This is a genomic window from Stappia stellulata, from assembly GCF_020176715.1.
Taxonomy (GTDB): domain Bacteria; phylum Pseudomonadota; class Alphaproteobacteria; order Rhizobiales; family Stappiaceae; genus Stappia.
Map to the genome: position 1 here is coordinate 216,009 of NZ_JAIVMF010000003.1, position 19,246 is coordinate 235,254.

The window sequence follows — 19,246 nt, forward strand, 5'->3', positions numbered from 1 at the left end:
CGTTGGCCATACCGATCCCCGTACTCGACTACTGCGATGCTTGGGCAAAAACCCAGACACTTTGGCAGAGGCTCATGCCTCACACCGTCCCGCGACTCACATGTTAAGAATATAACGCGTTCCAACGCCGCGGGAAAAGCACAACGCAACGACGAATCCGCAGCATCGCCTTTGTCAAGCGCAAGAAAGTGCCGATTCCGCTAGAATTCGGACAATTCCCGCGCTCGCTCAGCGTATTCGGCCGGCAAAATGCGTCGATTTTCAGCGGCCGTCCGGCGTCTTGAGGCCGTACCAGCTGTTGCGAACCTTCTTGTAATGCGCCTTCTCGTCGTAGCGCGCGACGGCAAGACCCAGACGGTCGGCAGTCAGGGCGCCGGTTGCCGCAAGCAGGGCATAGGCCGCAACGGTCCGGTTGCGCTGTGCGGTCACCAGGCTGACGCGGCTGTTGACCAGCTCGAACTGGGCGTTCAACACATCGAGCGTCGTGCGCTGCCCGACCCGCTGCTCCTCGATCACGCCCTCAAGGGCGAGCTGGTTTGCGGCGACCGCGTCCTGCGCGGCGGCGATCGAGGCGACAGCCGCCTGATACTGTCCCCACGCCGATACGATCGAGGCACGGATCTGGTCGCGGGCCACATCCAACTGGATGCGGGTCTGGCCAAGATCCTCCTTCGCCTGACGGACACGCGAGGAGACGGCGCCGCCCTGGTAGAGCGGGATCGACACCCGGCCGAAAATGCTGGCGGAATCGACCGTATCCACAGTCGAGGATGTCGGCGGGCTCCACTGGCGCTGGACATTGCCTTCAAGCGTTACGGTCGGCAGCAACTCGCCTTCCGTGGTCTTCACGGCAAAGACGGCCGCATCGACCAGATGCTGTGCGGACAGGATCGAAGGATGGTTGGCGGCACCCGAGCCAAGGGCGCCATCCAGCCCCTTGGGCAGACGGCTGTAAATCGAGGTCCGCGCGGACAGGCGCTTGGGGTCCTCGCCGACCAGCTGCCGGTAGATCGCGCGGCTGGTGTTCACATTGGCCATCGCCAGGTTGAGATCCGACTGCGCCTCTGAAAACCGCGCGCGGGCCTGCGACACATCGGTGCGCGTGCCCTCACCCACCTCGAAACGATCCTCGGCGGCCCGCACCTGCTCCGACAGGAACTCAAGACTGCTGCGGCGCAGAGAGACAATCGCGGTGTTGGAGATCACGTCCATATAGGCGGTGGCCGCCTGCTGGAGAATCGCCTGTTCGGTGGCGCGCAGGCTTTCGCGTTCAGACCGAACGACCGCCTCGGCCTGACGCGTGGAATTCACCGTCCGAAAGCCGCGAAAGATGTTCTGCGTCAGCGACAGTCCCGCCGTGGCGGTGTTGCGATAACTGGCGCGTCCCGGCACGGAATCGGAATATTGCGCCCCGACGTCGAAGCGGCCGAACACCTGCGGACGCCAGCCGGACAGGGCCTGCGGCACGCGCTCGTCGACCGAGCGCAAGGTTGCGCGCGCCGCGTTAATCGTTGGGTTATTGGCATAGGTTTGCGCCAGGGCCTCGTCAATTGACTGGGCATGGCCAATGCCAGGAACCGCTCCCGAAAGCACGAGAAGAGCGGCCGCACCAAGCCAGTAACCACTGCGTTTCACGTCGAGCACCCCTGTTGACCTCTGTCGGTCCGCCTGGCGCCACCCCTAAAGGAGAGTGTCGCGACAAGCGCCCTGTTTGTCCGCGAACCAAAGGTTCGCAATCGCCTCAATCGAAATCAGGCCGTGTCGTTTTCGACATTCTCGCCTGCGAGAAATCTCTCACCCGCCGAAGCGGCAGGAACCGGGGGATACTGTTACCGCGCTGATCGGCGGAGACAACCGCGCAAACTCCCGCTGCCGACTATTCCCGGGGGGATGCGTCCTCGCGGCAACACACGCGACGCGAGGTACATTGGGAATCGGAAATGCGGCCAGGCCAGTGGCCTGCGCCGCACCAGATCCTCGACAGGGACAAACGGCCGTTGCGGCCTAAAACACGAACTCTTTCGCGATCCGATAGCCCGGCAGAACGTGGGCGGACGCGTTGAAGGCGAAGCGACCCGACACAACCTCGCCGGAGCGGACATAAAGACGCGCAGCCCCCGCGCCGCCCTCGCCCTCGATTGTGACCAGCCGGCCGCCGTCCTTCATCTGCGCCGTCAGCGCATCCGGCAACGTCTCGATGGCCCCATCGATGACGATAACGTCATAGGGTCCTTCGGACGCGGCGCCGGTCACCAGATCGCCATCGACCACGGCGGCGTTCTCGATCCCGAGATCGACCAGAAGATCGGAGGCCGCGGCCGTTGCCTCCGCCGTCTCCTCGAGCCCGACCACCGAGCCGGCAAGCTCGGCGAGCACCGCAACGCTGTAACCGGTGGCGCAGCCGACGCACAACACGACGTCGTCCTTGCGCACGCCGGCAAGCTGAACGAGCTTGGCAAAGACATGCGGCTTCATCAGGTACCGCTGCGTCTCGCCCAGGGACAGGGGAATGTCGCTATCGCTATAGGCAATGCAGCGCTTGGACGCCGGCACGAAACGTTCACGCGGGACCTTTCCCATGGCGTCGAGGATGCCATGGTCCGTTACGTCGTTGGTCCGCAACTGATTGTCGACCATATGGGTACGAGCCCGTTCGAAGTCGCCCATTGCGCGCCTCTTCAGCTTAGCGAGTGAGTGGTTCCGGTTCATTACCGGGGTCCGGTGCCTGTGACAAGCTGTGCGGTGCCCTACCGCATCGCCAATGATGCGCCTCCGCGCGCCCGGCACGAATCGGCGCAGGTTCCCCCAAAGCGTGAAGCGCAGTCGCCGCACAGAATTAATGCGGGAGGCCTCAAGAACATGACAAAAAAAGTTAATCCGAAATGCGACCGACCCGAGAATTGGAGAATAACGATAGTATCACGCGACATTGTCATTGTCCGGGGACATGACGTGGATCTAGGTCTGGCGGCGCACGCGGATCTTGGCGAGCATAGAGGCCTTATCGACACTTTGGACCAGCCCCCCGAAATGCAGATGCGGTTGCAGTGCGAATGGCACGCGTCTTTGGATTAACATCATTCAACGGAGCAACCACCCATGCACTTTGGCGATCCTCACGACGGGCATGTCTCCGATTTGGAATGGTCGCTCGACTGGCGTTTCGAGCAAATGCTGCAGAAACTCAAAAAATACGACCTTCAGGTTTTCGCGCAAATGGTCGCACTCCAGCAATTCGGCGACCCTGATATCGGGAACTTGACGACCGAAAAGAAGCGCGTTCTGATCGACTGCTGCCGCAACGCCATTGTTGCGGCAATGATCCAGGAGACTGATCGGCCTTGACGAATTTTGTCGAAACCTTTCCGCTTGCCTATCTGGAAGGCGGGCACGGCGACAGTTTGTCGATCGAACTCTACCGTTTGTGGAAACGCGGCGGCGGCGGTTTCGACGAGCGCCTGCTTATGTTCGCCCCGCATCTGATTCTGATGGATGCCCGTGCGGAACCGGGCGACAGCCCGCAAATTCTCTACTCCGGCGACAAGACCCTTGCCACCACGGTCTTCGGCGCCGACTGGGCGACCGCGGATTCAGACATGCGCGGATCGATCAACAGCGGGTTCCGGCGCGTTGTCTCTGCCGGCTACCACGCCGCGATTGAAAACCGGGCTCCGCAGTACGAATTGATCTCGGCGGAGCTGCCCCTGTCTTCCGAGCGTGTGCTCGAAGTACGATACGAGCGCCTGCTCCTGCCATGGCACACGCGCAGCGGAACCCAGCAATTATCCTGCTATGCCAACCCTATAGAAATCCTTCTGAAATCAGACGGATCATACGATAGCCTTCCCTTGCCGAGTTTCCGACGATCGCCAGATCGTTATCAATAGAGGCAGGCCCTCTCTCCCAAAGGATCGCGTGGCGGTGCTCCTCGCTGAACCCCCATCGAGAATGCAGACCCTTTTCGATATGCACCGGCCGCATCCAGGCATAGAGATAATCGGGCTCGAACAGATTGAAGGCGACGACCTGTGCCAATCGGCACAGCAGACGAGAAAGATCGCGGCCGCGCCAGTGCACGGAAACGAACAACTCCCCTAGATAGACAATCCGTCCGGTGATCGCGTCGGAAAACAGATCGTCCTGCCGGCGAACAGCCACCGGATGCCCACCTTCGCTGCGATAGCAACGGGTCCAGTATGCCTCAAGGTGCCGGGTGAGAGGCTGCGAGCCGAGATCGTTCAAGCGGGCCGCGATGACGGCGACGATTTCGCCTGCCTCGTTGTTCAGCGTCAACCAGAAGGCCTCCTTAGGCGCATAAGTGTTGAGCATCGGCGAAAAATGCGGGAGCAGTTCTCCCTTCACTCCCGACCCGGATCTGCTTTTTTGGGAGGACAACTCTGCGTCGAGCCAGGCGAAATCGCGTCCCAACATGGGATGCACGCCCTTCGCCTTCAGATTACTTTCGAGAATCGAGAAGGCACGAAAATACGGCAACGGATCGCGTTCACTTTGCATGACAAAACCCCCAGTGTTAAAATTCCAGATGAACCCGGAGGGCAGTCAACGACGCGAGAATTATGATACTATTACTTAAACAATTATTTTTGACCAATAATAAAAAAACAATAAATTTGAATTCATGTTCAAATTTATTGCACTCCGGCCGACCAAAGACTAAATTATCGCAAATATAAAATTCCTAATATACTCTCAATATGTTCTGATGAATCGAATTACAGAGACTCGTGCTATTATTTGAATGTAATACTGATAGTTGCAAGTATTGGCTTTAGCTGGAGATTCCCGAGATGTGCGAGCGGGTCGTCAACCTTGATGGCACAGCCTTGAACTTAAGCCGCACGGCCGTTCTGGAGATCTGGAAACGCAAGGGAGTGAGATCACATGAAGACGCCGATCATTACGCTGGAGTCACTTACTTCTATCCGCCGAAACTCGAACCGGCCCTGGCGCCCTTCGCGCAGGATGCGGCCCGCCGGGAGATCCGCGCCCATGCACTCTATATCGCCGCCTGTGTCCTATCGCCCGAAGACCCCGAACTGGTCGCTGCCGTCCGCAGTCTAGGTAACTGCGCATCCGGCGTGAACGCCAGGATCGTTGTCAAAGCAACTCTCAAGAACCTTGAGGCGGCATACGGTCCGTTTCGGCAAGGCCAACCAATCCCCGCTACGCATTAGGCGGCATCGGTGCACGCCCCGCAAGCGTCCCCGCTCGGCCGATCCCCGAATGCAATAAAGTCGCGAGATCATGGACCGTGACAAGTGAGCGCCAGTTTAAAATGCGCTAGCGTTTCCCGTTGCAACCTAATCGCGGGACAGATCAGGATCCGGTCCGGCGATACCTCTGCCACAAACATCTACCCCCAATGTCCTGTTCTGGAGACTGAAATGCTGCTCGACGTTCGCACCTACAGATGTCGCCCCGGCACGCTTGCCGCCCATCTGAAACTCTACGAAACGCGCGGAAAGGCGGCACAGACGCGCCATCTCGGGCAGCCCGTTGCCTTTCTCCTGACCGAGACCGGCGACCCGAACGAATACATCCACATATGGGCATACGAAAACGCCGGCGACCGCGAGACGCGGCGCGCGGCGATGTGGGCCGATCCCGAGTGGCTGGAGTATCTGCGGCTCAGCGGCGAGCTCGGCGCGCTGGAGAGCCAGTCGAACCGGCTGATGAAACCCGCCGGCTTCTACAAGGCCCCGGTTCGGCCCTGACGCAAGACCGCGGCAGCGGGTCCGGCCCGCCGCCGCGCAGGGCCAGGTCCCGGGCAGCGCTTGGTAGCGGGCTATGCCGCGTCAGCTGCTCGGCGGCTTGAACGGCAGGTCGTCCAGCGTCAGCCCCGAATACACCCTCAGCCAATAGAAGGCGGCGAAGACGACGGCGGCGATGGCCGTGGTCAGCAGGGCCTTCTTGAGCAAGTGCGGCCGCCGGGGCGCGCTTGCCTCGGTTCCGGGCGTGACGTCGCCGCTTTCCTCCTGCGTGACCACGCCAATCGGCAGGATCGCAAAAAGAATGATCCACCAGATGATGAAGAAGATGGCAAGCGAGGAGACGAGAGACACGGCCTGTTGGTTCCAATCGTTTGGGATCTGTGGACGGGCAACCGGGTGCCGCAATGCCCCGCAAATGACGACGCGGGACCGGATTGCGGCAAAGCGGGGCTACACCTGTTCGAGTTCGACGAGCGTTCCGTTGAAATCCTTCGGATGGAGAAACAGCACCGGCTTGCCATGCGCGCCGATCTTCGGTTCCCCCGTGCCCAGGACCCTGGCACCGCTTTCCTTCAGCCGGTCGCGTGCGGCAATGATATCCTCCACCTCGTAACACACGTGATGGATGCCGCCGGACGGGCTGCGTTCCAGAAATGCGGCGATCGGCGACCCCTCGCCAAGCGGCTCGAGCAACTCGATCTTCGTGTTGGGCAGCTCGATGAACACCACCGTGACGCCATGGTCGGGCTCGGCCTGCGGCTGCGACACCCGGGCACCCAGAGTGTCGCGATACATCGCGACCGCGGGCCCGAGTTCCGGCACTGCAATTGCCACGTGATTCAACCGTCCGATCATTCAAGCCTCCCGCTCAATTTCGTCCAAGCGCCATCCGCAACACGGACCTTCCCCATTGTGGGAGAGCCGGCCGCATCCGGCCAGCCCCCAAAACGTCACACGCGCGCGACGAGCGCCTGGGTCAGGGGCTTCTTGCCCCAGCAGTCGCGAACCGCGGCCCGCGCAGCCCGACGGGCGGCCTCGGTCACGACATCGAGGTTCTTGCGGCGGTTCTTCGGAATGCTCTCCAGCGCATGGATGACCTCGTCGATCACGATGTCCTCCATGTCGTCGCCGTCCTCGTCGGTTTCCGGCAGGCCGAAGAGAGCTGCCTGCGGCTCCCCGACAAGGTCGCCGCGCGCATCCACGACGACGGACACCACGATCGCCCCGGCGAACGAGAGCTTGCGCCGTTCCTGCACCCCGGTTTCTTCCGGGTCGCCGAAGATCATCCCGTCCTTGACCTCGATCCCGACCGGAATCTCGTCGACGATATCCAGCCGGCCCGGCGACAGGCGGACGAGATCGCCGTTGCGCGCGATCATCGCGTTCTTGATGCCATGCGCCTTGGCAAGGTCGTGATGCGCCTTGAGGTGCATGGCCTCGCCGTGCGCGGGAATCAGCGCCTGCGGCTTGAGCAGGTCGTAGAGCTGGGTCAGCTCGCCCCTGCGCGGATGGCCAGAGACATGCACCAGCGCATCGCGGTCCGTGACGATCTCGACACGGGCCTCGGCGAGCTTGTTGACGATCGCATTCACCGCCTTCTCGTTGCCGGGGATCGTGCGCGAGGAAAACACCACCATGTCGCCCTTGGACAGCGCGACGTTCCGGTGATCGCCGGCCGCGATCCGCGCAAGTGCCGCCCGCTCCTCGCCCTGGCTGCCGGTGAGCAGCAGAACGACCTTTTCAGGCGGCAGATAGCCGTAGGCATCCTCGGAGAGGAACGCCGGAAGATCGTCCATATAGCCGAGTTCGGTCGCGACCTCGATCGCACGGTGCATCGAGCGTCCCATCACCACCACATCGCGGTCCGCCGCCTTGGCGGCCAGGGCAATGGAGCGGATCCGCGCCACATTCGAGGCAAAGGTGGTGACGGCAACACGCCGTTTGGCTTTCTGGATCACACGGGTCAGATCCGCCGCAACGTCCATTTCGCTCGGGCTGACGCCATCGCGCACGGCATTGGTGGAATCGCAGATCAGCGCGCGCACGCCCTCTTCGCCAAGCTGTGCCAGGCGTTCGACGTCGATCGGACGGCCGATGCCCGGTGTCGGATCGATCTTCCAGTCGCCGGAATGCACCACCAGACCGGCGGGCGTACGAATCGCCAATGCGCAAGGCTCGGGAATGGAATGCGACATCGCCACCATTTCCACATCGAACGGCCCGAGCTGGAACCGGTCGCCCTGCTTCACCACGCTGACCGGGATCTTGTCGACGCCCGGCTCGCTTTGCGTCTTCGCAGCCAGCAGCCCGGCGGTGAACGGCGTCATGTAGAGCGGCGCCTTGAGCCGCGGCCACAGATGGATCAGCGCGCCATAGTGATCCTCATGGGCATGGGTGATCACGATGCCGTCCAGCCGGTCGAGCTTGTCCTCGATATAGCTGATGTCCGGCACCACGATGTCGACGCCCGGGAGGTCCGGACCGGCAAATGTCACACCGCAATCGACCATCAGCCAACGCCGCTCGTGAGCGGGGCCGTAGCCGTAAAGCGCCATGTTCATGCCGATCTCGCCGAGACCGCCGAGCGCGACGAATACGAGCTCCTGATCGCCCGTCATCCTGTACTCCTATCTGACCGCCACTGGCGGCGCGCAGTCATATCCGCGCTTGTCAAAAAAACACATCGCCGGCGGAGATCGTCGTCATCGATCCATCTGCGCCGCGCAACAAAAGACGTCCCTCCTCGTCGAGACCGACGAAGGTTCCGTGAAGCTCGTCCTGGCTCAGGCGAACGCGGATCGGCATGCCGATCCCTTGCGCCCGCGACAGCCAATCCGTGAGGATGCCCGAAAATTCCTCGTGTCTCCAACGGTCGAGCTGCCTCGAAACGCTCTCCGCCAGAGCCCCAAATCCGATCTCCGGCGTAACCCGGTAGCCCAGTCCCGCCAGGTCGGCAGCCGCATAGTCGGCAAGCTCCGGGTGGTGGGAAATGTTCAAGCCGAACCCGCAGGCCACAGCCCGCCGGCCCTCGCCGACGACGGCGGCCTCCAGCAGGATACCGGATATCTTGGCGCCGTCCACGAGCAGATCGTTCGGCCACTTCAGCCGGACCAGCCGATGGGTCCCGCACATCCGGTCGACCGCATCGGCAAGCGCAAGCGCACAGACCAGCGGAAGCTGGCCAAGCCGCGCCGGATCGGCCGGATCGATCAAGAGCAGCGACGCATAGAGATTGCCCGGCTCCGACGCCCAGGGGCGGCCACGCCGGCCGCGCCCGCCCGTTTGACGGCCGGCCACGACCCACAATTGCCCTGCATCGCCCTTGTAGGCATGGTCAAGGGCGACCGCATTGGTCGAGCCGACGGTCTCCAGACCGACGACGCGATACGGCGGAACCGCCGGGATCGGATGCACCCGGCCGTCGAACGACAGGCCCGCGATCAGAACAGCGTCCCGGCCGCAGCCGCCGCCATCTCGACGATGGACCCCGCGAACACCACGAAGAACATGACGAACAGGCTCGACAGGCCAAGCGTGAACTTCAGCTCGACCGGCATCGGCAGGAAGGCACGGGCCGGCTCGTCGAAGAACATCACCTTGACGATCCGCAGATAATAATAGGCGCCGACAACCGATGACAGGATGCCGATGATCGCCAGCGGATAAAGACCCGCCTCCACCGCAGCGAGGAACACGTAGAACTTCGCGAAGAACCCGACGAAGGGCGGAATTCCGGCCAGCGAGAACAGGATGATCCCCAGAAGAACCGCCATCGGCAGGTTGGTGCGCGCAAGACCGCTGAGATCGGAGATCTCCTCGACCATGCCCTCCTTGCGGCGCATCGACAGGATGCAGGCAAAGGCGCCGAGCGTCATCGCCAGATAGGCGGTCATGTAGATCACGACGCCTTCCACGCCGGCCTGCGATCCGGCCGCGAGGCCGACAAGCGCGAAGCCCATGTGACCGATGGACGAATAGGCCATCAGGCGCTTGATGTTGTGCTGGCCGATCGCCGCGAAAGCGCCAAGCGCCATGGAGGCGATCGAGACGAAGACAATGATCTGCTGCCAGTCGTGGGTGACCGGCTCGAAGGCATCGATCACGATGCGCGTCAGCATCCCCATAGCCGCGATCTTGGGAGCCGCCGCAAAGAAGGCCGTGACCGGGGTCGGCGCGCCCTCATAGACATCCGGCGTCCACATGTGGAACGGAACGGCGGAGACCTTGAATGCCAGACCGGCGAGAATGAACACGAGACCGAACACGAGGCCGAGCGACGATCCGCCCTGCGCGGTGATGGCGGCCGCGATCTCCGGGAAACCCGTGTTGCCGGTAAAGCCGTAGACGAGCGACATGCCGTAAAGCAGCATGCCCGACGAGACCGATCCGAGCACGAAATACTTCAGGCCCGCTTCCGTGGAGCGCACGCTGTCCCGGTTGAAGGCCGCGATCACATAAAGCGCCAGGGACTGAAGCTCGAGCCCGAGATAGAGGATGATCAGGTCGTTGGCCGACAGCATCAGCATCATGCCGAGCGTCGCCAGCAGGATCAGCACCGGATACTCGAACTGCTCGAAGTTCTCGTTGCGCGCGAAGGCCACCGACATGGCGATCGCAAAGCCCGAGCCGATAAGCGTCAGGATCTTGAGATAGGTGGCAAAGCCGTCGAGCACGAAGGCGCCGTGAAACGTTGTGCCGTCGGTGATCCCGAATTGCGCCGGCAACAGCAGCGGCAGCGCCGCCACCGCCAGCAGCGCAACGGCAAGTGCGGTGACGTAGCGAACGGCCGTCCGCCCGCCGAAGACGCCCAGCATCAGCAGCGCCAGCGACCCGCCCGCGAGAAACAGCTCCGGCAATGCAGGCGCGAGGTCAGGGAGTTGATTGTAAGCAGTCATGGCTCGTCTCTCGTCCTCAACCCGTCAATGCGCCAGCATGGCGGTGGAATTCGCGGCCTCGATCGCCGCCTGGTAGTTGGTCACCAGCGCCGTGACCGACGCGGCCGTGGCGTCAAGGATGGGTGCGGGATAGAAACCGAACAGGATCGTCAGGATGATCATCGGCACGATGATCACGCGCTCGCGCAGGCTAAGATCCATGATCGACTTCAGGCTTTCCTTGTCGAGCGCGCCGAAGACGACGCGCTTGTAGAGAAACAGCGCATAGGCGGCCGACAGGATCACACCGGAGGTCGCGATCAACGCGACCCAGGTGTTCACCTGGAAGGCGCCCATCAGCGTCAGGAACTCGCCGACGAACCCGCTGGTGCCCGGCAGGCCGACATTCGCCATCGTGAAGATCAGGAAGGCGACCGCATAGAACGGCATCCGGTTGACGAGCCCTCCGTAGGCCGAGATGTCGCGCGTGTGCATCCGGTCGTAGATCACCCCGACGCAGAGGAACAGCGCGCCCGAAACGATGCCGTGCGACAGCATCTGGAAGAGCGCGCCCTGCACCCCCTGCTCGGTCATGGTGAAGATGCCCATCGTCACATACCCCATGTGGGCGACGGAGGAATAGGCGATCAGCTTCTTGATGTCTTCCTGGGCGAGCGCCACCAGCGAGGTGTAGACGATGGCGATGACCGACAGCGTGAAGACCATTGGTGCGAACATCTCGCTCGCCAGCGGGAACATCGGCAGCGAGAAGCGCAGGAAGCCGTAGCCGCCCATCTTCAGCAGGATCGCGGCCAGGATAACGGAGCCGGCCGTCGGTGCCTCCACGTGCGCATCGGGCAGCCAGGTGTGGACCGGCCACATCGGCATCTTCACGGCGAAGGACGCGAAGAACGCCAGCCACAGCCACGTCTGCATTCCGGCCGGGAACCCGTGCGCCATGAGCGTCGGAATATCCGTCGTGCCGGCATCCCAATACATCGCCATCAGCGCGATCAGCATCAGCAGCGAGCCGAGCAGCGTGTAGAGAAAGAACTTGTAGCTCGCGTAGACGCGCCGCTTGCCGCCCCAGACACCGATGATCAGGAACATCGGGATCAGACCGGCCTCGAAGAACACGTAGAACATGACGAGATCAAGCGCGCAGAACACGCCGATCATCAGCGTTTCAAGCACCAGAAACGCGATCATGTACTCCTTCACCCGCATCTGGACGCTGTTCCAGCTGGCCAGGATGCAGAAGGGCATGAGGAAGGTCGTGAGGATGACGAAGAGCATCGAGATGCCGTCGACGCCCATGCGGTAGCCGATGTTGCCGCCCAGCCACTCGCTGCTTTCCTCGAACTGGAAACCGGGGTTCTGCGGATCGAACCCGCCCCAGATGAAGAGCGACACCAGGAAGGTGAACACCGTCGTGATCAGCGCGACCCGGCGCATGTTGTCCTTGGCGCCGGCATCCTCGCCGCGCACCAGCAGGATGAAGAACACACCGACGAGCGGAAGGAAGGTCGTGATGGAAAGAAGCGGCCAGTTGCTCATCAGTGAGCGCCCCCGACGGAGAACATGGACCAGGTGATCAGCGCGGCAACGCCGATCAGCATGGCGAATGCATAGTGATAGAGGTACCCGGTCTGAAGCCGGACGACCCAGGTTGTGACGTTCTGGACACGCGCGGCAACGCCATCAGGTCCCATGCCGTCGATGACCGTGCCATCGCCCTTCTTCCAGAGCTGGCGGCCGATCCACATGGCGGGACGGACGAAGATCGCGTCATAGAGCTCGTCGAAATACCACTTGTTCAGGAGGAAGCGGTACAGGCCGTCGTGCCGCTCCGCCAGCTGGCGCGGGATCTCCGGCGAGCGGATGTAGAACAGCCATGCAACCGCGAACCCGCCGAGCATCATGACGAAGGGCGATGCCTTCACCCACAGTGGAACCTCGTGGATGTCGTGAAGAACGTGGTTTTCCTCCGACACGAAGAGCGCGCCCTTCCAGAAGGCATCGTAGCCGTCGCCGATGAACACCCCCTTGAAGACGAAGCCGGCAAGGAGTGCGCCCGCCGCCAGGATCATCAGCGGCACGGTCATCACCAGCGGGCTTTCATGGACGTGCTTCATCACGTCGACGGAGGCCCGCGGCTTGCCGTGGAAAGTCATGAACGCAAGGCGCCACGAGTAGAAGGAGGTCAGGGCCGCCGCTGCCACCGTCAGCCAGAAGGCGTATTGCGCGAAGACGTTATGCCCGACGTAGGCCGCCTCGATGACCGCATCCTTGGAGAAGAAGCCGGCGGTCAGCGGGAAACCGGTCAGTGCCAGCGTGCCGATCACCATCATCCAGTAGGTCAGCGGGATGTGCTTGCGAAGTCCGCCCATCTTGCGCATGTCCTGCTCGTTCGACACGGCATGGATCACCGAGCCGGCGCCAAGGAACAGCAGCGCCTTGAAGAAGGCATGGGTGAACAGGTGGAAGATCGCGATGGAGTAACCGCCAACGCCGAGCGCGACGAACATGTAGCCGAGCTGCGAACAGGTCGAATAGGCGATCACCCGCTTGATGTCGTTCTGCACAAGACCGACGGTCGCGGCGAAGAACGCCGTCGTCGCGCCGAAAAGCGTCACCACGGTCAGCGCCGTGTGCGACAATTCGAAGATCGGCGACAGACGCGCAACCATAAACACGCCGGCCGTCACCATGGTGGCGGCGTGAATGAGCGCGGATACCGGCGTCGGGCCTTCCATGGCGTCGGGAAGCCAGGTGTGCAGCAGGAACTGCGCCGACTTGCCCATGGCGCCCATGAAGAGCAGCAGACACACGACGGTGAGTGCGGCGTCCTGGGTCAGCTCTGCACCGAGGAACGTCAGGACCGTGCGCGGCTCTTCCGCCGCAAAGGCCTGGGCGTTGGCGAAAATCGTGTCGTAATCCGTGGAATTGAACAGGTAGAAGACGCCGAAAATGCCGAGAATGAAGCCGAAGTCACCGACCCGGTTGACGACGAAGGCCTTCATCGCTGCCGCATTGGCCGACGGCTTCTTGTACCAGAAGCCGATCAGCAGATAGGACGCGAGACCCACGCCTTCCCAGCCGAAGAACATCTGCAGCAGGTTGTCGGAGGTCACCAGCATCAGCATGGCGAAGGTGAACAGCGACAGGTAGGCGAAAAAGCGCGGCCGATGCGGATCGTCGTGCATGTAGCCGATGGAATAGACATGCACGAGCGCGGACACCGAGTTGACCACCACCAGCATGACGGCAGTCAGCGTGTCGACGCGAATGGTCCAGTCGACGCTGAAGGTGCCGGAGGTCATCCAGCGCAGCAGCGTTTCGCGCGCAACCGGCGTTTCCCCGAAACCGATGGAGAAGAACGCAACCCACGACAGCAGCGCTGCGACGATGAGAAGCCCGGAGGTGATGTACTCGCTCGCCTTGGCACCGATCGCGCGGCCGAACAGGCCGGCAATCAGGAACCCGACGAGGGGCAGGAAGACGATAGCCTGATACATGGCGGCCCTACCCCTTCATCATGTTGACGTCTTCAACCGCGATGGAGCCGCGGTTGCGATAGAAGACGACGAGGATCGCGAGCCCGATGGCCGCTTCCGCCGCGGCGACCGTCAGCACGAGCAGGGCAAAGACCTGACCGACGAGATCACCGAGGAACGACGAGAAGGCCACCAGGTTGAGGTTCACCGACAGGAGCAGGAGTTCCACCGACATCAGGATGACGATGACGTTCTTCCGGTTCAGGAAGATCCCGAAGATCCCGATCGTGAACAATATAGCTGCGACCGCCAGATAGTGTGACAGACCGATTTCCATGGGCGCCTCGCGATGCTCCCCGATTAAGACTTGCAAGCTGGCACGCGCAGCGGATGCCGCGCGGCCGGAATGACTGTGATGAGGATCCTCAGATCCCCTTTCCGGTTTCGACCTTCCGCACCTCGATGGCGGCGTCCCGGGTCCGTCCCACCTGGGTGGAGATATCCTGGCGCTTCACGCCCTCCTTGTGGCGCAGCGTCAGCACGATCGCCCCGATCATCGCCACCAGCAGCACCAGACCGGCCGTCTGGAAATACAGGATGTAGCGCGTGTAGATCAGCTGCCCGAGTGCAGAGACATTGGCCCCGTCCTGCGGCACCGGTGCCGGCGCCGAGGTGTTTGCGATCACCTCCGGCGAGATCACCCAGACCCCGAGCACCAGCAGAAGCTCGACCAGCAGGACCATTCCGATAAGGCCGCCCACCGGCATGTACTGCAGGAACCCTTGGCGCATCTCGACGAAATCGACGTCGAGCATCATCACCACGAAGAGGAACAGCACCATGACGGCGCCGACATAGACGACGACCAGCAGCATCGCCAGGAATTCGGCGCCGAGCAGGATGAAGAGACCGGCGGCATTGAAGAACGCCAGAATCAGGAACAGCACCGAATGCACGGGATTGCGCGAGGCAATCACCATGAAGGCGGACGCCACGGCGATCGCGGCGAAGAGATAGAAGAAGATGGCTTGCAGAACCATGTCGCGGTGTGCCCCCGTCACCATGTTGAGTGGGCTTGTTCCCGAACAAGACGGCCTCGTCTTAGACCAGCCGCTGCCCGGCGTCCACTCCCCGCGCCTTATCGATAAGGCGCATCCATGGCGATGTTGTTTGCGATTTCCCGCTCCCAGCGATCGCCGTTCGCGAGGAGTTTTTCCTTGTCGTAATAAAGCTCTTCACGGGTCTCCGTGGCGAACTCGAAATTCGGACCCTCGACAATGGCATCCACCGGGCAGGCTTCCTGGCAGAAGCCGCAGTAGATGCACTTCACCATGTCGATGTCGTAACGCGTCGTGCGGCGCGTCCCGTCGTTTCGGCGCGGGCCTGCCTCGATGGTGATGGCCTGCGCCGGGCAGATCGCTTCGCACAGCTTGCAGGCGATGCAGCGCTCCTCGCCGTTGGGATAGCGACGCAACGCATGCTCGCCGCGAAAACGCGGGCTGACCGGCCCCTTCTCGAAGGGGTAGTTGATCGTCGGCTTCGGCTTGAAGAAGTAGCGCATCGCCAGAAAGAAGGCGGACACGAACTCCTTGAGCAAGAGCGACTTGGCAGCCTGTTGCAGTGCCATGGCGTCGAGCCTCGTTCTCTCGTTTCCAATCGGGCGGTTCCCGGGGTCATCCCGCGCCCGTGTTCACATCTCTCCCCGCCCCTGTCCGGCGGGATCAACCTGGGCTAGCCGGCCAGCGACCGGCCCGCAAGGTATCCGATCATCGGGAACGCGATCAGACCGCACCCAAGGACCAGATAGCGGATCTGCTCCATGTAGCGATCGAGAAACCCCTGTTTCCCGATCCGCTGGTTCTGCCGTTCCGCCGCGCCCTTCAGAACGCCGATGACGATCTTGTAGTCGATCCAGCCGATGTAGAGCCCGATGGCCGCACCGATCAGACCCGCAAGAGAGAACGACATTCAAGACCCTCTCGACCCGTCACGCGCCGGTGGGCGCCCAGCCCATCGCCATCAGGACGCCGGCGACCACGACGACCATGACCAGCGACAGCGGCAGGAACACCTTCCAGCCAAGACGCATCAGCTGGTCGTAGCGGTAGCGCGGGACCATCGCCTTGACCATCGCGAACATGAAGAACACCAGCAGCGACTTCAGCAGGAACCAGATCACGCCCGGCACCCAGGTGAAGGGCGCGAAATCAAGCGGCGGAAGCCAGCCGCCCAGGAACAGGATGGTCGTCAGCGAGCACATCAGCGCGATGGCGACATATTCGCCCAGCATGAACATCATGTAGGGCGTCGAGCCGTATTCGACCATGAAGCCGGCGACAAGCTCAGATTCCGCCTCCGCCAGATCGAACGGCGGACGGTTCGTCTCCGCAAGCGCGGAAATGAAGAACACCACGAACATCGGGAACAGCGGCAGCCAGTACCAGTTCAGGAAAGTCAGCCACGGCACGCCGAGCATGGTGGCAAGGCCGGTCTCCTGCGACAGCACGATCTGCGACAGGTTGAGCGATCCCGCGCACATCAGCACCGTGACGATCACGAAGCCGATGGACACCTCATAGGACACCATCTGCGCCGCCGAACGCAGCGCCGACAGGAACGGATACTTCGAGTTCGATGCCCAACCGCCGATAATGATGCCGTAGACGCTGAGCGAGGAGATCGCGAAGATGAAGAGGATGCCGACATTGATATCGGCGATCACCCAGCCGTCCGCGACGGGCACCACCGCCCAGGCGGCCAGCGCCAGCGTCACCGTGACCAGCGGCGCGAGCAGGAACAGCCCCTTGTTGGCGCCGGCCGGAATGACCGGCTCCTTGAGCACGAACTTCAGAAGATCGGCGAAGGACTGCAGCAGGCCCCAGGGGCCGACCACGTTCGGACCCCGGCGAATCTGCACTGCCGCCCAGATCTTGCGATCCGCGTAGAGGATATACGCCACGATCACCAGCAGCACGACGAGAAGCAACACGCTCTGCGCCAGCATGATGATCAGCGGGAAAAGGTAATCCGCCCAGAAGTCCGCCATAATAGCCCCCGTTTACTCCGCGGCCTCTGCCGCACGCGCCTTGGCGAGAGCCGAACATTCGGCCATCGTCGCCGACGCACGCGCGATCGGATTGGTCATAAAGAAGTCGCTCACCGCATTGTGGAACGCGGCCGAGTCCGGCTTTCCACCGAGCTTTGCCAGCGCATCGACGCCAGACCCGTCGCCAGCCGCGATGCCGTCGATTTCCGCCATATGCGGATGCACTTCGTAAAGCGCCGCCCGCAGCTCGCCAAGCGAGTCATACGGCAGTTGCGCCCCGAGCTGCGCGGACAAGGCGCGCAGGATCGCCCAGTCTTCGCGCGCCTCGCCCGGCGGGAAGCCGGCGCGCTCGCCCAGCTGGACGCGCCCCTCGGTGTTCACATAGGTGCCCGACTTCTCGGTGTAGGTCGCGCCCGGCAGGATCACGTCGGCGCGATGCGCACCGCGATCGCCATGGGTGCCCTGATAGATCACGAAAGCCCCGTCCGGCACGTCGATCTCGTCGACGCCCAGCAGGAAGGCAACGTCCAGCGCACCCGGCTCCAGCATCTGCGCTGTCGACAGGCCGCCCTCGCCCGGCACGAAGCCGACGTCGAGTGCGCCAACCTGCGCGGCCTCGGTATGCAGGATATTGAACCCGTTCCAGCCATCGCTCACGGCACCGACCGCCTTCGCGACCTGTGCGGCGAGCGAGAGAACCGCGGCGCCATCCGGGCGGTTGAGCGCGCCCTGCCCGACGATGATCATCGGGCGCTCGGCCTTCGCAAACCCCTTCTTGAGCATCTCTGCAAGGGTTTCCGGACCGGCTCCGAGATAATCATAGGGATAGGTGAGATCCGCAGCCTCCCCGATCACGCCGATACGCGCACCGCCCTGGGTGTAGCGCTTGCGGATCCGCGCGTTGAGCACCGGCGCCTCGATGCGCGGATTGGTGCCGACCAGCAGGATCGCATCCGCATCCTCGATGCCGGCGATCGTCGAATTGAACAGGTAGCTGTCGCGCCCGTGCGCCGGATCGAGCGGCGAACCGGGATAGCGGCTGTCGAGATTGGCGACGCCGAGCGCCGTCATCAGGCTCTTCAGCGCGAACATCTCCTCGACGTTGGCGAACTGGCCGGCCAGCGCACCGATGCGCTCGGGCTTCGCCGCCTTCACCTTCTCCGCGATCAGCGCGAAAGCCTCGCCCCAGGACACCGGCTTCAGCTTGCCGTCGACGCGCGCATAGGGGCGGTCGAGACGCTGGGTGCGCAATCCGTCCCAGATGTAGCGGGTCTTGTCGGAGATCCACTCCTCGTTGACCGCCTCGTTGAGACGGGGCAGCACACGCATGACCTCCCGGCCGCGCGTATCGACCCGGATGGCGGAGCCGACAGCGTCCATCACATCGATGGATTCGGTCTTCTTGAGCTCCCACGGCCGCGCCTGGAAGGCATACGGCTTGTGCGTCAGAGCGCCGACCGGGCACAGGTCAACCACATTGCCCTGCATCTCCGACGACAGCGCGCCTTCCAGATAGGAGGTGATCTCCGCATCCTCGCCCCGACCGATCAGGCCGAGATCGGACACGCCGCAGACTTCCGTGGTGAAGCGGACGCAGCGCGTGCAGTGAATGCAGCGCGTCATGATCGTCTTGACGAGCGGGCCGATGTATTTGTCCTCGACCGCGCGCTTGTTCTCCGCGTAGCGCGAAGTGTCCATGCCGTAGGCCATGGCCTGGTCCTGCAGATCGCACTCGCCGCCCTGATCGCAGATCGGGCAATCGAGCGGATGGTTGATTAGCAGGAATTCCATGACGCCTTCACGCGCCTTCTTGACCATCGGCGTCTTGGTGAAGACTTCCGGCGGCTCGCCGTTCGGGCCCGGGCGCAGGTCGCGCACGTTCATCGCGCAGGACGCTGCCGGCTTCGGCGGGCCACCCTTCACCTCGACGAGGCACATGCGGCAGTTGCCGGCGATCGACAGACGGTCGTGGAAGCAGAAGCGCGGCACCTCGGCGCCGGCGGCCTCGCAGGCCTGCAGCAGCGTGTAGTCCTGCGGAACCTCGACTTCCTTGCCGTCGACAAAGATAACCTTGTTCATCGGGTGCAGCCCTCGCGG

Annotated in this window: 20 protein-coding genes; 4 read left to right on the top strand and 16 right to left on the bottom strand. The window is 62.7% G+C overall.

The genetic code is table 11. The features are described 5' to 3' along the window. Positions 1-261 precede the first annotated feature (261 nt). Positions 262-1,635 (bottom strand): TolC family outer membrane protein, encoded by a 1,374-nt coding sequence (locus LC092_RS05725; RefSeq protein WP_224805484.1) that lies wholly within the window; start codon positions 1,633-1,635, stop codon positions 262-264. A 369-nt stretch (positions 1,636-2,004) separates the two neighbouring features. Then, entirely contained in the window at positions 2,005-2,667 is a 663-nt protein-coding gene (locus LC092_RS05730; RefSeq protein ID WP_224805485.1) for a protein-L-isoaspartate O-methyltransferase family protein, read from the bottom strand. Positions 2,668-3,099: 432 nt separating this feature from the next. On the opposite strand from LC092_RS05730, the gene LC092_RS05735 reads away from it, so the two are divergent. Together LC092_RS05735 and LC092_RS05740 are read left to right on the top strand one after the other, a co-directional pair. Further along, positions 3,100-3,345, top strand: a complete 246-nt coding sequence (locus tag LC092_RS05735) for a hypothetical protein (RefSeq protein WP_224805486.1) — start codon at positions 3,100-3,102, stop codon at positions 3,343-3,345. Continuing rightward, positions 3,342-3,887: a hypothetical protein gene (locus tag LC092_RS05740; protein WP_224805487.1), complete on the top strand. Its 546-nt coding sequence runs from the start codon at positions 3,342-3,344 to the stop codon at positions 3,885-3,887. Before LC092_RS05735 ends, LC092_RS05740 begins: the two co-directional genes overlap by 4 nt. Here LC092_RS05740 and LC092_RS05745 read toward each other — a convergent pair. After that, entirely contained in the window at positions 3,802-4,515 is a 714-nt protein-coding gene (locus tag LC092_RS05745) for a hypothetical protein (protein WP_224805488.1), read from the bottom strand. The two genes, LC092_RS05740 and LC092_RS05745, sit on opposite strands and share 86 nt — an antisense overlap. A 293-nt stretch (positions 4,516-4,808) precedes the next feature. Between LC092_RS05745 and LC092_RS05750 the strand changes: the two genes are divergently transcribed. Together LC092_RS05750 and LC092_RS05755 are read left to right on the top strand one after the other, a co-directional pair. After that, positions 4,809-5,195 carry a hypothetical protein gene (locus LC092_RS05750; RefSeq protein WP_224805489.1) on the top strand — a complete coding sequence of 129 codons (387 nt, stop codon included), beginning with the start codon at positions 4,809-4,811 and terminating at the stop codon, positions 5,193-5,195. 210 nt (positions 5,196-5,405) lie between these two features. Then, the gene (locus tag LC092_RS05755; RefSeq protein ID WP_224805490.1) at positions 5,406-5,735 is read left to right on the top strand and encodes an NIPSNAP family protein; all 330 of its coding nucleotides are present in this window, start codon (positions 5,406-5,408) and stop codon (positions 5,733-5,735) included. Between the two features lie 81 nt (positions 5,736-5,816). Here the strand turns inward: LC092_RS05755 and LC092_RS05760 are convergent, their stop codons facing one another. The 13 genes from LC092_RS05760 to nuoG all read right to left on the bottom strand — a co-directional run bounded on the left by LC092_RS05760 (position 5,817) and on the right by nuoG (position 19,228). After that, on the bottom strand, positions 5,817-6,083 hold the full coding sequence (locus tag LC092_RS05760; RefSeq protein ID WP_224805491.1) for a DUF1467 family protein: 267 nt from the start codon (positions 6,081-6,083) through the stop codon (positions 5,817-5,819). A gap of 99 nt (positions 6,084-6,182) precedes the next feature. Further along, the gene (gene mce, locus LC092_RS05765; RefSeq protein WP_224805492.1) at positions 6,183-6,587 is read right to left on the bottom strand and encodes a methylmalonyl-CoA epimerase; all 405 of its coding nucleotides are present in this window, start codon (positions 6,585-6,587) and stop codon (positions 6,183-6,185) included. A gap of 95 nt (positions 6,588-6,682) precedes the next feature. After that, entirely contained in the window at positions 6,683-8,350 is a 1,668-nt protein-coding gene (locus LC092_RS05770) for a ribonuclease J (RefSeq protein ID WP_224805493.1), read from the bottom strand. 52 nt (positions 8,351-8,402) lie between these two features. Continuing rightward, complete coding sequence (locus tag LC092_RS05775; protein WP_224805494.1) at positions 8,403-9,146, bottom strand: biotin--[acetyl-CoA-carboxylase] ligase; 744 nt, start codon at positions 9,144-9,146, stop codon at positions 8,403-8,405. Positions 9,147-9,172: 26 nt separating this feature from the next. Further along, a complete protein-coding gene (gene nuoN, locus LC092_RS05780; protein ID WP_224805495.1) occupies positions 9,173-10,627 on the bottom strand; it encodes an NADH-quinone oxidoreductase subunit NuoN in 1,455 nt (484 codons plus the stop codon). Between the two features lie 24 nt (positions 10,628-10,651). Continuing rightward, complete coding sequence (locus tag LC092_RS05785) at positions 10,652-12,163, bottom strand: NADH-quinone oxidoreductase subunit M (RefSeq protein WP_224805496.1); 1,512 nt, start codon at positions 12,161-12,163, stop codon at positions 10,652-10,654. Continuing rightward, a complete protein-coding gene (gene nuoL, locus LC092_RS05790; protein WP_224805497.1) occupies positions 12,163-14,124 on the bottom strand; it encodes an NADH-quinone oxidoreductase subunit L in 1,962 nt (653 codons plus the stop codon). Before nuoL ends, LC092_RS05785 begins: the two co-directional genes overlap by 1 nt. Before the next feature lie 7 nt (positions 14,125-14,131). After that, complete coding sequence (nuoK, locus tag LC092_RS05795) at positions 14,132-14,440, bottom strand: NADH-quinone oxidoreductase subunit NuoK (RefSeq protein WP_029057158.1); 309 nt, start codon at positions 14,438-14,440, stop codon at positions 14,132-14,134. Positions 14,441-14,528: 88 nt separating this feature from the next. Beyond that, entirely contained in the window at positions 14,529-15,143 is a 615-nt protein-coding gene (locus tag LC092_RS05800; protein ID WP_224805498.1) for an NADH-quinone oxidoreductase subunit J, read from the bottom strand. 98 nt (positions 15,144-15,241) lie between these two features. Then, the gene (nuoI, locus tag LC092_RS05805; protein ID WP_029057160.1) at positions 15,242-15,730 is read right to left on the bottom strand and encodes an NADH-quinone oxidoreductase subunit NuoI; all 489 of its coding nucleotides are present in this window, start codon (positions 15,728-15,730) and stop codon (positions 15,242-15,244) included. A 104-nt stretch (positions 15,731-15,834) separates the two neighbouring features. Beyond that, on the bottom strand, positions 15,835-16,071 hold the full coding sequence (locus LC092_RS05810; RefSeq protein ID WP_224805499.1) for a hypothetical protein: 237 nt from the start codon (positions 16,069-16,071) through the stop codon (positions 15,835-15,837). Positions 16,072-16,090: 19 nt separating this feature from the next. After that, positions 16,091-17,149, bottom strand: coding sequence for an NADH-quinone oxidoreductase subunit NuoH (gene nuoH / locus LC092_RS05815; protein ID WP_224805500.1), 1,059 nt, complete (start codon positions 17,147-17,149; stop codon positions 16,091-16,093). A gap of 12 nt (positions 17,150-17,161) precedes the next feature. After that, positions 17,162-19,228: an NADH-quinone oxidoreductase subunit NuoG gene (gene nuoG / locus LC092_RS05820; RefSeq protein ID WP_224805501.1), complete on the bottom strand. Its 2,067-nt coding sequence runs from the start codon at positions 19,226-19,228 to the stop codon at positions 17,162-17,164. Between the last annotated feature and the right edge of the window lie 18 nt (positions 19,229-19,246).

What these genes read in the sequence shown, in the direction of transcription:
- nuoH (WP_224805500.1), bottom strand. Translation starts at nt 17,149, where the DNA reads ATGGCGGACTTCTGGGCGGATTACCTTTTCCCGCTGATCATCATGCTG.
- nuoG (WP_224805501.1), bottom strand. Translation starts at nt 19,228, where the DNA reads ATGAACAAGGTTATCTTTGTCGACGGCAAGGAAGTCGAGGTTCCGCAG.
- LC092_RS05800 (WP_224805498.1), bottom strand. Translation starts at nt 15,143, where the DNA reads ATGGTTCTGCAAGCCATCTTCTTCTATCTCTTCGCCGCGATCGCCGTG.
- LC092_RS05785 (WP_224805496.1), bottom strand. Translation starts at nt 12,163, where the DNA reads ATGAGCAACTGGCCGCTTCTTTCCATCACGACCTTCCTTCCGCTCGTC.
- mce (WP_224805492.1), bottom strand. Translation starts at nt 6,587, where the DNA reads ATGATCGGACGGTTGAATCACGTGGCAATTGCAGTGCCGGAACTCGGG.
- nuoL (WP_224805497.1), bottom strand. Translation starts at nt 14,124, where the DNA reads ATGTATCAGGCTATCGTCTTCCTGCCCCTCGTCGGGTTCCTGATTGCC.
- LC092_RS05750 (WP_224805489.1), top strand. Translation starts at nt 4,809, where the DNA reads ATGTGCGAGCGGGTCGTCAACCTTGATGGCACAGCCTTGAACTTAAGC.
- nuoN (WP_224805495.1), bottom strand. Translation starts at nt 10,627, where the DNA reads ATGACTGCTTACAATCAACTCCCTGACCTCGCGCCTGCATTGCCGGAG.
- nuoK (WP_029057158.1), bottom strand. Translation starts at nt 14,440, where the DNA reads ATGGAAATCGGTCTGTCACACTATCTGGCGGTCGCAGCTATATTGTTC.
- LC092_RS05745 (WP_224805488.1), bottom strand. Translation starts at nt 4,515, where the DNA reads ATGCAAAGTGAACGCGATCCGTTGCCGTATTTTCGTGCCTTCTCGATT.
- LC092_RS05735 (WP_224805486.1), top strand. Translation starts at nt 3,100, where the DNA reads ATGCACTTTGGCGATCCTCACGACGGGCATGTCTCCGATTTGGAATGG.
- LC092_RS05770 (WP_224805493.1), bottom strand. Translation starts at nt 8,350, where the DNA reads ATGACGGGCGATCAGGAGCTCGTATTCGTCGCGCTCGGCGGTCTCGGC.
- LC092_RS05810 (WP_224805499.1), bottom strand. Translation starts at nt 16,071, where the DNA reads ATGTCGTTCTCTCTTGCGGGTCTGATCGGTGCGGCCATCGGGCTCTAC.
- nuoI (WP_029057160.1), bottom strand. Translation starts at nt 15,730, where the DNA reads ATGGCACTGCAACAGGCTGCCAAGTCGCTCTTGCTCAAGGAGTTCGTG.
- LC092_RS05730 (WP_224805485.1), bottom strand. Translation starts at nt 2,667, where the DNA reads ATGGGCGACTTCGAACGGGCTCGTACCCATATGGTCGACAATCAGTTG.
- LC092_RS05755 (WP_224805490.1), top strand. Translation starts at nt 5,406, where the DNA reads ATGCTGCTCGACGTTCGCACCTACAGATGTCGCCCCGGCACGCTTGCC.